We start from the raw sequence: 13,714 nt of genomic DNA on the forward strand, positions 1-13,714 counted from the left end.
GTGGGTGATTCGCGCCGAGGTTTCTCCCAGCACCATCTGGGTATGGCCGACATCGAACTGACGTATTCCTCCGGACTTGTCCCGAGGGACGGAGAGCTTCCCGCTCGCGAAACCATCGCAACGGTCTTCGACGAGCTCGACTTCCAAACAGCAGTGCAGGCGTACTTGTGGGCCATACCCATCGTGTCCTGGGCCCAGTGGATGGACGTGCATACCAACATCTTCGGAGCAACTGCCTCCGATATCGTCGTCTACCGCTCATATCGTGACCGACTAGGCCTGATCACCGCCAACGCGACGACTCCGTACATCTTGAACTTTTTCGATCTCGGTGCAACGGGGCCGTTGGTGATCGAATTGCCGCCAGGGCCGACCGCCGGGGGCATCGCAGATTTCTGGCAACGAGAATTCGCGGTGCTCGGTGAGATGGGCCCCGATGCAGGCAAGGGTGGCAAGACCCTGGTAGTCGGCCCAGGTCAGAGTGTCGAGGACACAGGTGATTACACCGTTGTCCACTCCCCGATGATGCACATCATGTTCGGCTTCCGCACGCTCGATCCCGACCCGGCGCGCTCGGACGCGTTGGTCGACGCCGTACGGGTGTACCCGTACTCCGATCGTGAGAATCCGACTCCGACGCGTCTGGTCTCACCGGACGGCAAGCCCTGGAGCGGAATTCAGCCGCGAGACCTTCGATACTGGGAACTCCTGCACGACATCGTGCAGGACGAACCTGTCGAAGAGCGCGACCGCTTCCCGATGGCGTGGCTTCGGCAGCTGGGGATTGAGAAGGGCAAGCCCTTCGCCCCGGATGATCGAGTGAGAAAGATCTTGCAACGGGCCGTCGAAGTGGGGGAGGTGTTCGCCCAGGCGAATGCGTTCGTCAAACGCTTCCCCGGTTCGCGCTACTGGCCGGATCGCCAGTGGGACTTGGCGATTGTCCTGGACAACTCAGCTCAGCGAGGGGACAACTACGACGAGTTCTACGAACGCGCGTCGTGGTTCTACGAGGCGGTCACCTTCTCCGAGGCGATGAAGAGTACGACGCCCGGACTCGGGCAGGCGTATCTGGGTAGCTACGCCGACGCCGAGGGGCACTGGTTGGACGGAGGAAAGAGTTACACACTCCACGTACCCGCCGATGTCCCGGCAAAGTTGTTCTGGTCCGCGACGGTCTACTCGGTCGACACACGCTGCCTTGTCGACAACCAGCAGGGCCGAGGCGACCGTGGCTCGCGAGATCCCGATCTTGTTGTCAACGAGGACGGTTCGGTGGATCTCTACTACGGACCTACAACTCCGGTAGGGAAGGAACCCAATTGGGTTCAGACCATTGCGGGTCAGCACTGGTTCTCGTACTTCCGCTTCTACGGACCGCTCGAACCATATTTCGATCGGACTTGGAAGCTTGGTGACATCGAGCCGGCCTAGAGCGTGGTCTGTCTCACGGACTGCCGATCAGTTCGACAACGGAGTCCAGAAGGACACTGCGCCAGCACAACCAGTCGTGGCCGCCGTCGAAGATCCGACACGACACTTGCGCTCCTGCGGCCTCCAGCGCCTGTGCGACCGCTGCGCTGTGCCCGACCATGTCGGACTCGTGCTTACCTACTTCGAGGACAACGCGTAAACCGTCCGGTACGCCGTCGCGCTCGATCCGTGCGGCTATGTCTCCACCCGGCGGGCCGTCTTCCCCGCGCTTCAAGCCGGTTGGCCACCAGAACGAACCGGACCCGCTGGCGACCAGCGCGAAGTGTTCGGGGAATTCGAGTGCTGCGAACATCGAAGCCAGGCCGCCGAAGCTCTGCCCCGAGACCACCGTTCGCGTTCGATCAGACGAGAAAGGTGTGACGGCGCGCACCTGCGGAAGCAGTTCGTCGACGACTGCACTCCAGTAGTCGCGGTTGCACGGCAATTCCTGCGAACGGCGTTGATTGTCAACGGAATCGATGGCCAGCAGAACGCAGGATTTCAGTTTGCCGGTCTGGACCGCACGATCGAAGGCGGCGCCTGCCGGCATGACCTCGGCCCAGTGGCGCCCGTCGAGAAGTATCACGAGCGGCCGTTCTTCGAGCGGTGTCAATCCGTCGTCCACGGTCTCGTAGATCCACACCGGCCGCTCGACGTCCAAAGTCGAACTAGCCCAGGTGAGCTGTACCGACTTCCTGAAAACTGGAGCATCCCAACCGAACTGGACCGGCGCCAAGGGCATCTCGGCGACGGAACGCCTTGTGTCCACACCTGCGGAAAGCGGATTGAGTGGGTCGGCAATTCGGTGCTCGAGCAACCCCAACCAGCGTGTGCGGCGGGTCGAGTCTTCCTTGCCTGCTCCCGGATAGTCGAACTCGTCGACTACGGACTTCGGTACCGGGATGATGCTGTAACTGCTACGCCAGGTGTTCGAGACTTCGGCGGTGTAGAACCACACCGGACTGTCTCCGAGTCGCTGCATCACGCTGAGTTGTTCTGCGTGATGGTCGGTCAGCGAATTTGCATCCAGGTAAACGCGCTCGACCTCGGTCTCCTCGGGCTGACGCCAGAGGAACGTAACTCGAACAGTCTGTGTATCAACGCTTTCGATGATCGGCGTTCCTTGTTGCACTATCCGATTCCAGGACGTCTCGATGTCGGGCGAGGCTGCGAGGGTAGCGGACAATTCGGTCACCGCCTGAGTTAGCATGAGCACAGCCTAACCTAATTTGATGGGCTTTTGAATTCGAGGAGTGGTCCGCCGGTGGGCGTCACAATGAAAAAATCACGCACCCTGAAGGTGCTCTCCGCAGTCTTGGTGGCAGGGTTCGCCCTCGTCGGTTGTAGTTCTGCGGATGCCGATTCCGATGCTGACTCAGCTGCATCGCAGGGTAATTGGCCGCGTACCGTGGAAACGCCGAAGGGGCCGGTGGAGATCACGTCGAAGCCGGAGAGGATCGTCTCGACCAGTGTGACGCTGACGGGCACGCTGTTGTCGATCGACGCTCCGGTGGTGGCTACCGCATCGACGGGACCGAACACCGACGTCTCGGATGCGCAGGGGTTGTTCACACAGTGGGGCGACATAGCAGAAGAACGCGGACTCGCAGTGTTGCCGATGGGCGGTGCGAACGCGGAATCCGTTCTGGCGCAGAACCCGGACCTGATCGTCGTCTCGGCAACTGGAGGTGACTCCGTCGTCGATCTGTACGAACAGTTCACGGCCATCGCGCCGACAATCGTGGTGGACTACGGCGGAAGTAGTTGGCAGGAAGTCGCCGCTGTGCTGGGTAAGGCGACAGGTCTCGAAGACAACGCGGCGGCCACGGTCGCGAAGTTCGACAGCGCAGTAGAGGCCGCGAAGGCCAAGATCACACTTCCCCCGCAGCCGACCACCGCGCTCGTCTACTACGAGGACGGCAGCGGCGCCAATATCTGGACGCACGAGTCCGGGCAGGCGAAGTTGCTCACGGCGATGGGTTTCACGGTCGCCGACATTCCCGAGTCCGCGAAGAGCAGTGAATCCATGGGTAAGCGCAAGGACATCATTCAGGTCTCGGCGGAGAACCTCTACGACGGTATCGCGGGCAACACCCTGATCCTGGTCAGCGCCGACGACGGTGCGGTGAAAGCGGTCGAGGCACTTCCCCTGTTGGCCCAGCATCCTGCAATTCGTGACCACCATGTCTATGCCGTGGGTCTGGACACCTTCCGTCTCGACTACTACAGCGCAACCAACATGGTGAACCGGTTGGTCGAGCAGTTCAGCTGAGCCATAAGTACTAGGCCTTTCACCTTCAACTAGTGCTTTGGTAGGAGCCGGGAATCGAACATTCCCTTCACGTTCGCCGAATGTGGGACCAAGTGGTGCGCGCATGCCACCATGAACGTCAATCATCGGATGCGGAATGGGGAGTGGATGTTCGACTCGGCTGGTCAGAATGCCCCGGGGCAAGCCCTGGCATCGCGAGGGTGGGGACGTTTCAACCTGAACAACCCGGCCACGGCGGCCGTGATCGTCGGCCTGCTGAGTGTGCCGTGGGTGTTCGGTCTCGCCAGTCTCAAGACTGAACCCGAGACGAGCAATCGAGTGCTGAGCGATCCGGGAACCGTCGTCGGCATCATGGGTTTCCTGACGGTGTTGACCGTTGTGGCGTGTGCGCGCCGGCGGTACCCGATCGCGTACTACCTCCTGACGTTGGCAGGATCCGGCGGATTGATGCTCTTCCTCGGCAGTCGATCGCTGGGGGCCACGCCGCTTTTCTGGTTCGCGATCATGGCAGTGTCCATCCGAGTGACAGGCATGCGCCTGGTCGGACTGCTGGTCCTCGGAATGGCGATGGACGTGATCTTGGCGATGTATCTCACCGAACGGGACGGGCTGACGGTCGCCGAGGTTCAGGTGGGGGAGTTGCCTCACTTGTTCCTCGAACCGGCGGCAAACACCGTCACGAGTTTCCTGGTCGTCGCAGCCATGGGAAAGATCGTCGCGCGCCTGCGAAAACAAGCAGTGGAGAACAGTCAGGCAGTAGCGGATCTGCACCGGGACCGCGAACGCAAGATCGCGAATGCCGTTGTTGCCGAACGGCAGGACATGGCACGTGAACTGCACGACGTCGCTGCCCACCACATGACCGGCATGATCATCCAGGCTCGTGCCGCCGACAAGTTCTTCTCGAGCAATCCCGAACAAGCGCAAGCCCTTCTGGGTGGCGTCATCGAGCAGGGACAGCGGGCCCTCAACAGCTTGCGGCAGATCGTGGGGATACTTCGCCTGGGTGAGGAAGACCCCGATTTCCCGACGCCCATGGTCTCCGACATCGACGAGTTGGTGGACGACTGCAAGCGCACCATCTCGTCGATCTCGTTGGAGAAGGTCGGCCGCTTCGACGACCTGGACAGCGGAGTCCAGTTGACGTGTTACCGCATCGTGCAGGAGGCGTTGTCGAACGTCCTTCGCCATGCGCCGGGTAGCGAGTCCAAGGTGTGTCTGAGTCGAGAAGCCGGTGCGGTGAGGGTACGGGTGGTCAATACTCTCGGGAATGCTCGCCCGGCCTCCGACGGGCAAAACCTCGGAATTGTGGGAATGCGCGAACGCGCGACGCTCATGGGTGGTCAACTGGACGCCGGACCGAATTCGGAAGGTGAGTGGGCTGTGCAGGCACTGGTGCCGGTGAACGGGAGGATCAACGCATGATCGATGTCCTTATTGCAGACGACCAGCAGGTGGTACGGCAGGGGTTCGAGCTGTTTCTCTCCGGTCACCCCGAGATTCGCGTCGTCGGGCATGCCAAGACGGGAGTCGAGGCGTACGAGCAGGTGCGTGCACTGCGTCCGGACGTCGTGCTGATGGATATCCGAATGCCGCACGGCGACGGGTTGACTGCGACCCGGGAGGTCCTTGCCGAGTTTCCCGGGACCCGCGTCATCGTGATCACCACGTTCGATCTCGACGAGTACGTTTTCGAGGCGCTCGACAGCGGTGCCGCAGGGTTCTTGCTCAAAGACGCCGATCCCGAAGAGCTCTCGTCGGCAGTGTTGACCGTGGCCGAAGGTGGTTCGGTGCTCTCGCCGAGATTGACGTCGAGACTGATCGTGGAGTTCGCGAGGCGCAAGCCGGCACCGATGTCCACGGCGCGCTCCGGATCGGATCACGGTCTCAGTGCGCGTGAGATGGATGTGGTGCAGTTGCTGTCACAAGGCTTGGGAAACAACGACATCGCAGATTCCCTCAGCCTCGAACAGAGCACGGTGAAGTCGCACATCAGCAACATCTGCAAGAAGCTGCAGGTGCGTACCCGTGTGCAGATCGTCATCTGGGCGTACCGAAACAACGTGATCGCCGTATCGCGCTGACGCACGGGACGCTGCGGCGCATCCGCCGCGGCACGGGCAGAGAAGTACACGTGCCCCGGGTCCGATCCCTCGTCGAACCCGGGGCATCCGTGCCACTCAGCCCAGCAGTTTGGCTTTGAGCGTCATGACAGTCGCCGGGCTCAGACCCAGGCCCTCGGTCAGGTACCGATCGACTGACCCGTAGGTCTGGTCCAACTGGGCGAGACCGGCATCGAGATAGCTTGCCTCGACACCCAACAGGGGCTCCATGTTGACGGCCATCTGTTCGCCCAGGCTCGCCGCGATGCCCGCGCGCGTGGCCTTCATGCCTTCGGCTGTGTACTCGTTGGTCAGCAAGTAGTCGTTCATGATCACCGAGCGGTCGACACCGGCGATACTCAGCAGCAGAAACGACGTCCAGCCGGTGCGGTCTTTGCCTGCGGTGCAGTGGAAGACCTGTGCACCTTCGGTTTCCGCGAGACCCGTGAGCAACTGCGCGAACCCGGCTCGCTCCGTCGCTCCGGTGACGAAGGCGCGGTTCATGTCCTGCATCATCGATCGTGAGTCCTCGGGGGACTTGATCTTCGCGATCATCTCGGCGATGTTCCCGGACAGGATCGGAATGTTCTCGTACGCAACCCCGTCGGGCAAGACATCGGGCTTACTGGCGATCTCGGGTTCCGTGCGCAGATCGTAAACCTTTGTCAGTCCCAGCTTTTCGAGATTGCTCATGTCATCGCCCTTGGGCGTGATCGCGTTCGCGCGGTAGAAGACTCCCTTGTTCACGGGCAGGCCGAAAGTTCCCGAGTATCCGGCGCCGGTGCCTGCGATGTCGCGGAAATTGTCGATCCCGGTCAGCCGCGGCGCATCTGGGGTCTGCTCGGAACTGCCGAAGTTGCTGGATCCGAAATCCAGCGAGCCGAACAGCGGAGCCGAGGGGCCAGGTTCGGCCTGCGCGATCGAGGCGCCGAAACCGGTGATGAGAAAGCTACTGGTCAACGCAATGGCCGCGGCAGACCGTAGTGAGCAGGTACGGGTGGATCGGGACATGTGTGAGCCCTTCGTCGAGCGGAGAGAGTGGCGAGTCGATGAGGTATCGCGAAGGCAAGGTAGCGAGTTCGCGTGTCCGATTCGAGAGGAATCTTGCTTTGCTCCCTCTCAGTGGGAGGCGTGCTGCTGTGAGCGTGGGCGGCTCGGGAGGCGCAGTTCATTCCTCGGGAGCTGTGTTTGTGTAAAGGTCCAGTGCCCTGATATTGGTTAGCCTCACCAAATCAATTCCGGAGCAGTCCGGTGCGTTCAGATGGAGTTCAACATGCGGGTTCAAGGTCTGTCGCGGTTTCGCCGCGCAGTGGTGATCGGCGCAGCAGCTGCGCTGGCGGTCGGCGTCGCCGGCTGTAGCAACTCCGAGGAGGCGTCGTCCGAATCGTCGACGACAGCCGCGAGCTCGCAGACCCGTGTCTTCGAGGCACAGAACGGATCCATCGAGATCCCGAGCGACCCGCAACGGATCGTGGCCTGCGGATACGCAGTTCTGCCGCTGATTCAGGCGGGAGCGAACCTGGCAGCAGTATGTGAGTGGACCCGTGAACTCGGCAACATGGACGACAAGACCAAGGCCGCTTACGAAGCTCTGCCGAAGGTCGCACCCGACGGCAACGTCTCCCAGCTCAACTACGAGGGAATCGTCGCTGCCGAGCCCGATCTGATCATCATGGGCGTTCCCGCTCGAGTCGAAAGCCAGCTGGACATGGCGCAGCTCGAGGCGGCCGCTCCCGTCGTCTTCCTGGGACCGACGGTTCCTGCTGATTGGCGAGTGCTGGGCGAGCAGTTCGCCGATGCCGCGAATGTCTCCGACACCTACGGCGAGTTCAAGGACGACTACGACGCCAAAACCGCCGAACTGGCCGCGAAGTACAAGGACAAGCTCGGCTCGTTGACCTTCGGCGGCGTGTGCAACGTCTGCAAGCCGGAGGCCGGCACCTTCTCACGCGAGTACGCGTCTTCGTACACGACCAATCTCTTCGACGGACTCGGACTGCAGTTCCCCGGCACCCCCGCAGACCCCGCCGACATCCACGTCGAACAGGTATCCATCGAGAAGATCGGCGAAAATCTCGGAAATGTCGACGTGATCGTCTACGGCCTCAACGCCGACGGCTCGATGTCTCCGCAGTTGCAGGAGCTGGTCAATTCCGAGCTGTGGAAGGAATTGCCCGCAGTGAAGGCCGGCAACGTCGTCCAGGTCCAGCATTCGCTGGCCGCGACCTATCAGACGGCTCTTCTGACGCTGGATTCGATCGACGAGGGCCTGTCGAAGCTGCCCGCAAACCAGTAGTTCATCGACTGTGACGGTGGCCTCTCGCCTGCTGGCGAGGGGCCACCTGCATATCCGGATGAGCAGGGCGGACAGCTCTCCGATCGGCGAGGACGCTTACCTGTCCCGGCTACCGGGGTTCTGTACGAACTGCGAACGCCCGATAGGGTGACCGGGTGCGTCCTACACTTGATTCCTACACTCATCTGGCCGGTGGCAAGGTCCGTGACCTTTACACGATCGACGACGAGCATCTGCTGCTTGTCGCGAGTGATCGGATCTCGGCCTACGACCACGTGCTCAGCACGCCGATCCCGGACAAGGGTCGCGTGCTCACCGCGATGAGCGTGTTCTTCTTCAACGTCCTCGGTGGCACCAACCACCTGGCCGGCGAGCCCGACGACGATCGCATCCCGGAAGAGGTTCTCGGCCGCGCTCTCGTGGTGCGCTCCCTCGACATGGTTCCCGTCGAATGCGTCGTTCGTGGCTTCCTCACCGGCTCCGGCTTGGTCGACTACAACAACACCGGCGCAGTGTGCGGCGTCGCGTTGCCCGAGGGCCTCGTCGAGGCCTCGCGTCTGCCCGACCCGATCTTCACCCCGGCGTCCAAGGCGGCTCTCGGGGATCACGACGAGAACATCAGCTTCGATCAGGTAGTGGAGAAGGTCGGCCAGAAGCTGGCAGTGCAGCTTCGCGAGGACACTCTCGACGTCTATGCCCGCGCCTCCAACTTCGCAGCCGATCGCGGAATCATCCTTGCCGACACCAAGCTCGAATTCGGTCTCGACTCCGCTGGAAACCTCGTGCTCGCCGACGAGGTGCTCACCCCCGACTCGTCGCGCTACTGGCCTCTCGAAGGCTACGAAGCGGGCAAGGTGCAGCCCAGTTTCGACAAGCAGTTCGTGCGCGACTGGCTCACGAGCCCTGAATCCGGCTGGGACCGTAGCTCGGACACGACACCGCCGCCGTTGCCGCAGGAGATCGTCGACGCGACCCGTGCACGCTACATCGAGGCGTACGAGCGCATTTCCGGTCTGTCCTTCGACGATTGGGTCGGTCCCAGCGCATGAGCCTGATCCCGCCGGTCGCAAAGAAGGTCCCCACCGAACGTACCCATCACGGACACACGTTCGTCGATGACTACGAGTGGCTGCGGGACAAGGACAACGCCGAGGTAGTCGCATACCTCGAAGCCGAAAACGCGTACACCGACGAGCAGACGGCCGCGCTCGAGCCGTTGCGCGAGAAGATCTTCCAGGAGATCAAGTCGCGGACGCAGGAAACCGACATGTCGGTGCCCACTCGCATGGGTAAGTGGTGGTACTACTCGCGCAGCGTGGAAGGCAAGTCGTACACCGTCCAGTGCCGGTGCCCCATCGCCGGTGAAGACGACTGGACTCCGCCCGACCTGACGCCCGGCGTCGAGCTGGCCGACGAGCAGATCCTCATGGACGGCAACGTCGAAGCCGAAGGGCACGAGTTCTTTTCGCTCGGCGCGTTCTCCATCAGCGAGGACGGCACGTTGCTCGCGTACTCGGTGGACATCGTCGGCGACGAGCGGTACACCTTGCGGTTCAAGAACCTCGAGACCGGTGAGATGCTCGCCGACGAGATTCCCGATACCGCGCCTGGCGCCACCTGGGCGATCGACCACAGTCACGTCTTCTACATGACGGTCGACGACTCCTGGCGTCCGGACACGGTGTGGCGTCACAAGCTGGGAACGCCGCAGAGTCAAGATGTTTCGGTGTTCCACGAGCCCGACGAACGGTACTGGGTTTCGGTGGGGTCCACCCGCAGCGAGAAGTACCTGATGATCTGGGTCGGTTCCAAGGTGACCAGCGAAGGCTGGATGCTGGAATCGGCGAACCCGGAAGGCGACTTCCGCGTCATCATCCCGCGTCGCGAGGGCGTCGAGTACGGGGCCGAGCACGCCGTGATCGGGGGAGAGGACCGCTTCCTGATCCTCCACAATGACGTCGTCGACGGCATCAAGGCAGAGAACTTCGTGTTGGTGGAAGCTCCCGTGTCGGATCCGACGAACATGACGACGCTGATCGAGCACAGCGCAGACGTTCGTCTGGAAGAAGCCGAAGCCTTTGCCGGACACCTCGTCCTGAGCTACCGACGCGAGGCGCTCACTCGGGTTGCCGTGTGGCCGTTGACGGATGACGGCTACGGCGAACGCCACGAGATCGACTTCGACGAAGAACTCTTCAGCATCGGCATGGGGTCCAACCCGGAATGGGCGCAGCCCACCATCCGGCTCGGATTCACCTCATTCATCACTCCCGGGCAGGTGTACGACTACTACGTCGCCAGTGGTGAACTGGCACTGCGTAAGTCGCAGCCCGTTCTCGGAGACTTCGATGCGAGTAACTACGAGCAGCGTCGCGACTGGGCAGTAGCCGACGACGGAACCCGCATTCCGCTCTCGATCGTGAGGCGCGTAGGTGCGCCGGAAGGTCCCGCGCCGCTGCTGTTGTACGGCTACGGTTCCTACGAGGCGAGCATCGACCCGTCGTTCTCGGTTGCCCGCTTGTCGTTGCTCGATCGCGGTGTCGTCTTCGTCGTCGCACACGTGCGCGGCGGCGGCGAGATGGGCCGTCACTGGTACGAAAACGGCAAGACGCTCACCAAGAAGAACACCTTCACCGATTTTGTCTCTTGCGCAAAGCATTTGATCGACACCGGTGTAACGTCGGCCGACCGGATGGTTGCCGACGGCGGTAGTGCGGGTGGACTGCTGATGGGCGCTGTCGCCAACCTCGCTCCGGAACTGTTTGCCGGCATTCTCGCCAACGTTCCGTTTGTCGACCCGTTGACGTCGATTCTCGATCCGTCACTGCCGTTGACGGTCATCGAGTGGGACGAATGGGGAGATCCGCTGCACAACAAGGACGTCTACGACTACATGCGCTCGTACAGCCCGTACGAGAACGTGGAAGCCAAGGACTATCCCGCCATTCTTGCGATCACGAGCATCAACGACACCCGTGTTCTGTACGTCGAGCCGGCCAAGTGGGTCGCAAAACTGCGCGCCACCAAGACCGGTGATGCTCCGCTACTTCTCAAGACCGAGATGAGCGCCGGACACGGCGGTGTCAGCGGTCGGTACGAGAAGTGGAAAGAGGTCGCGTTCGAGTTCGCCTGGGTTCTCGACACGGTTGGCGCAAACTAGCTTCGGTGTCAATCAGGTTCGGTGACTGTCAGGTTCTGTGTCAATCAGGTTCTGCGGTAACGAACCTGAGGGCGCCCAGCGCGCCCGTACTCGGTCTCCCGGGTGAGCATGCCGTCGTCTGCCAGCTTTTCCAGGTAGCGCCAGGCTGTCACCCGGGACACGCCGACCGATGCTGCCACCTCTGCAGCGGTCACGGGTCCCTCAGAATCCCGGACAGACGCTGCGACGAGTCCGAGTGTTTGAGACGCAAAGCCTTTCGGTGCCGCTGCTCGATCGTCGGACGTTCGTAGCGCGGACATCGCGCGGTCGATGTCGTGTTGACTGACCGCAGACTCTCCAGCGGGAAGCGCTGCACGATATTCGAGGTAGCGCTCGAGCTTGTCGCGGAATGCTGCGAAAGTGAACGGCTTGAGAAGATAGAGGACGATCCCGCGAGCCACGGCGCTTCGGACCACCTCCAGATCGCGCGCCGAGGTAACCGCGATGATGTCCGGACTGGGCCGCAAACCGCCCAGGGCGGAAGCCACGTCGAGACCGCTGGCGTCGGGCAACCCGATGTCGAGCAGGACCAGGTCGATGGGCTGGTCGGTGGCGTTGGCCGCCGTAACTGCACGCACGGCGGCGTTCCCGGAATGAACCACGCCGTGGACCACGAATTCCGGCACACGCTCGACGTACGAACGGTGCGCCTGGGCGATCAACGGTTCGTCGTCGACTATCAGCACACGGATCATCGCGGTGCTTCCACCTCGCGCAGCGGGATACGGACAACCAGCATGGAGCCCATCGCCGGCTCGCTGGTGAGCGTGCCGCCGTGCCGTTTCACCACTTGAGAGACCAGTGCGAGACCGAGTCCGCGAGAGCCGGATTTTGTGGAGTAGCCACGGCCCTTGGCCTTTTCGAGTGCTTCGGTTGTCATTCCCGGGCCGCTGTCGGCGACGGCAACAACCATCATCGAATCCTCTTCCATTACCGTCACTTCCACCCACGGAGACTCGCTCGCGCGCGATGCGTCAATAGCATTGTCCACGAGATTGCCGACCAGCGTGACCAACTCGCGTGCATTGAGCGAAGGAACCGGACCGAGCGCGGTGTCTTCGGTGATGGTCAGGTCGACCCCGCGTTCGGCCGCTTCACTCATTTTCCCGAGCAGCAGTGCGGCGAGCGCCGGCTCGTGGACCGCATTCATCAGACGATCTATCAACTGTTGGGACACTCGCAATTCATTGGTGGCGAAGGCCACTGCGTCGTCGTTCCGGCCCAACTCGACCATCGTGATGATCGTGTGCAGACGATTTGCACTCTCGTGGGCTTGCGATCGAAGCGACTCGGCAAAACTGCGTACCGAATCCAATTCCCCGAGTACGTTCTGCAATTCGGTGTGATCGCGAATTGTCAGCACGGTGCCAATTCTGTTGCCCTCCCACTCAACCGGGTGTTGGTTGACCACCAGCACACGCTTGTCGGTGAGGTGCACTTGATCCTTCGCGGGAGAGGCGTCGTCGACTCGCATGGTCTCGGGGATGGACGAAAGTGGCACGGGCCCGTCCGGTAGATCGAGGAGGCGACGCGCTTCGTCGTTGACGATATCCACTCGCGCATCTCTGCTTCGGCCTCGCCCGATCACCACCAGACCCTCACCGATGCTGTGCAGGACGGCGTCGTGGTGTTCGTACATGGTGCGCAGTTCATCCGGCGCCATCCCCAGGGTCTGTCGCCGGATACGCCGACTCACCAGAAGTGAACTCAGGAGGGCGGCAAGAAGACCGCCGCCGGCAACGAACAGGATGACCGGAACACTTTGGGCGAACTGCTTGGTGATCTGCTCGCGGGTGACACCGGCAGAAACCAGACCGACCAAGGTTCCGCCGGAATCGTAGACAGGAGTGACTGCGCGGATCGACGGCCCCAGCGACCCGGCGTACGTCTCTGTGAAGGTCACGCCGGCAAGTGCGCGGTCGATGTTCCCGGTGAAGAGTTGACCGATCAGCTCCGGGCTCGTGTGGGTGAACCGAGTGCGATCAGGCGCCATCACCACGATGAAATCGACGCCGGTTGCCTGTCGGATCTTCTCGGTCTGTGGTTGCAGAATCGCGGTCGGGTCCGGACTCGTCAGGGCTGCCGCCGTCGAATCCGACAGGGCGAGAGTCTGCGCTATCGAGCTCACCTGCCTGCGGATCGCGTCGTCGCTGTCTCGGCGTTCGTCGACAACTGCGAGCGCGGCCCCCACACCGATGACCAGCGCCAACAACGCCAATTGCAGGAGCAGGATCTGCCTGGCGACGCTCATACGTCGGCCGGTCTTTCGTTCGACCATCGAGCGCCTCCTGAACGTAATGAACACAAACTTCCGGGCCCACCTGTTTGCAACAAGAATTCTCCACGACTCGAAGTGATCCCGATCACTTCACAGA

General features: G+C 62.0%; 11 protein-coding genes. 7 read left to right on the forward strand and 4 right to left on the reverse strand.

The features are described 5' to 3' along the window. The first annotated feature begins 42 nt into the window (after positions 1 to 42). Entirely contained in the window at positions 43 to 1,431 is a 1,389-nt protein-coding gene (locus tag AOT96_RS15490; RefSeq protein WP_058039304.1) for a DUF1254 domain-containing protein, read from the forward strand. Between the two features lie 13 nt (positions 1,432 to 1,444). Here the strand turns inward: AOT96_RS15490 and fes are convergent, their stop codons facing one another. Further along, positions 1,445 to 2,680 carry an enterochelin esterase gene (gene fes / locus AOT96_RS15495; protein WP_003945472.1) on the reverse strand — a complete coding sequence of 412 codons (1,236 nt, stop codon included), beginning with the start codon at positions 2,678 to 2,680 and terminating at the stop codon, positions 1,445 to 1,447. A 66-nt stretch (positions 2,681 to 2,746) separates the two neighbouring features. Here fes and fepB point away from each other — a divergent pair, with 66 nt between their 5' ends. The 3 genes from fepB to AOT96_RS15510 all read left to right on the forward strand — a co-directional run bounded on the left by fepB (position 2,747) and on the right by AOT96_RS15510 (position 5,826). Next, positions 2,747 to 3,742, forward strand: a complete 996-nt coding sequence (gene fepB / locus AOT96_RS15500; protein WP_037132295.1) for a Fe2+-enterobactin ABC transporter substrate-binding protein — start codon at positions 2,747 to 2,749, stop codon at positions 3,740 to 3,742. A gap of 147 nt (positions 3,743 to 3,889) precedes the next feature. Beyond that, positions 3,890 to 5,167 (forward strand): sensor histidine kinase, encoded by a 1,278-nt coding sequence (locus AOT96_RS15505; protein WP_007734428.1) that lies wholly within the window; start codon positions 3,890 to 3,892, stop codon positions 5,165 to 5,167. After that, a complete protein-coding gene (locus tag AOT96_RS15510; protein WP_003945911.1) occupies positions 5,164 to 5,826 on the forward strand; it encodes a response regulator transcription factor in 663 nt (220 codons plus the stop codon). Before AOT96_RS15505 ends, AOT96_RS15510 begins: the two co-directional genes overlap by 4 nt. Before the next feature lie 96 nt (positions 5,827 to 5,922). Here the strand turns inward: AOT96_RS15510 and AOT96_RS15515 are convergent, their stop codons facing one another. Beyond that, positions 5,923 to 6,855, reverse strand: a complete 933-nt coding sequence (locus tag AOT96_RS15515) for a tyrosine-protein phosphatase (protein ID WP_065351975.1) — start codon at positions 6,853 to 6,855, stop codon at positions 5,923 to 5,925. A gap of 250 nt (positions 6,856 to 7,105) precedes the next feature. Here AOT96_RS15515 and AOT96_RS15520 point away from each other — a divergent pair, with 250 nt between their 5' ends. From AOT96_RS15520 to AOT96_RS15530, 3 genes are all read left to right on the forward strand, one after another. Continuing rightward, positions 7,106 to 8,140 carry an ABC transporter substrate-binding protein gene (locus AOT96_RS15520; protein ID WP_081377449.1) on the forward strand — a complete coding sequence of 345 codons (1,035 nt, stop codon included), beginning with the start codon at positions 7,106 to 7,108 and terminating at the stop codon, positions 8,138 to 8,140. A 155-nt stretch (positions 8,141 to 8,295) separates the two neighbouring features. Further along, entirely contained in the window at positions 8,296 to 9,189 is an 894-nt protein-coding gene (locus AOT96_RS15525) for a phosphoribosylaminoimidazolesuccinocarboxamide synthase (protein WP_003945463.1), read from the forward strand. After that, a complete protein-coding gene (locus tag AOT96_RS15530; RefSeq protein ID WP_065351976.1) occupies positions 9,186 to 11,300 on the forward strand; it encodes a S9 family peptidase in 2,115 nt (704 codons plus the stop codon). Before AOT96_RS15525 ends, AOT96_RS15530 begins: the two co-directional genes overlap by 4 nt. A gap of 44 nt (positions 11,301 to 11,344) precedes the next feature. On the opposite strand, the gene AOT96_RS15535 is transcribed toward AOT96_RS15530, so the two are convergent. Next, complete coding sequence (locus AOT96_RS15535) at positions 11,345 to 12,034, reverse strand: response regulator (protein ID WP_003945570.1); 690 nt, start codon at positions 12,032 to 12,034, stop codon at positions 11,345 to 11,347. Further along, positions 12,031 to 13,617, reverse strand: a complete 1,587-nt coding sequence (locus AOT96_RS15540) for a sensor histidine kinase (RefSeq protein WP_065351977.1) — start codon at positions 13,615 to 13,617, stop codon at positions 12,031 to 12,033. The genes AOT96_RS15535 and AOT96_RS15540 overlap by 4 nt, the downstream gene beginning before the upstream one ends. Between the last annotated feature and the right edge of the window lie 97 nt (positions 13,618 to 13,714).

Source organism: Rhodococcus sp. 008, assembly GCF_001682295.1.
Lineage (GTDB): Bacteria > Actinomycetota > Actinomycetes > Mycobacteriales > Mycobacteriaceae > Rhodococcus_F > Rhodococcus_F qingshengii.

Bases quoted from the DNA above. Each gene is read 5' to 3' on its own strand.
- AOT96_RS15490 (WP_058039304.1), top strand. From the start codon at position 43: ATGGCCGACATCGAACTGACGTATTCCTCCGGACTTGTCCCGAGGGAC.
- fes (WP_003945472.1), bottom strand. From the start codon at position 2,680: ATGCTAACTCAGGCGGTGACCGAATTGTCCGCTACCCTCGCAGCCTCG.
- fepB (WP_037132295.1), top strand. From the start codon at position 2,747: ATGAAAAAATCACGCACCCTGAAGGTGCTCTCCGCAGTCTTGGTGGCA.
- AOT96_RS15505 (WP_007734428.1), top strand. From the start codon at position 3,890: ATGTTCGACTCGGCTGGTCAGAATGCCCCGGGGCAAGCCCTGGCATCG.
- AOT96_RS15510 (WP_003945911.1), top strand. From the start codon at position 5,164: ATGATCGATGTCCTTATTGCAGACGACCAGCAGGTGGTACGGCAGGGG.
- AOT96_RS15515 (WP_065351975.1), bottom strand. From the start codon at position 6,855: ATGTCCCGATCCACCCGTACCTGCTCACTACGGTCTGCCGCGGCCATT.
- AOT96_RS15520 (WP_081377449.1), top strand. From the start codon at position 7,106: ATGGAGTTCAACATGCGGGTTCAAGGTCTGTCGCGGTTTCGCCGCGCA.
- AOT96_RS15530 (WP_065351976.1), top strand. From the start codon at position 9,186: ATGAGCCTGATCCCGCCGGTCGCAAAGAAGGTCCCCACCGAACGTACC.
- AOT96_RS15535 (WP_003945570.1), bottom strand. From the start codon at position 12,034: ATGATCCGTGTGCTGATAGTCGACGACGAACCGTTGATCGCCCAGGCG.
- AOT96_RS15540 (WP_065351977.1), bottom strand. From the start codon at position 13,617: ATGGTCGAACGAAAGACCGGCCGACGTATGAGCGTCGCCAGGCAGATC.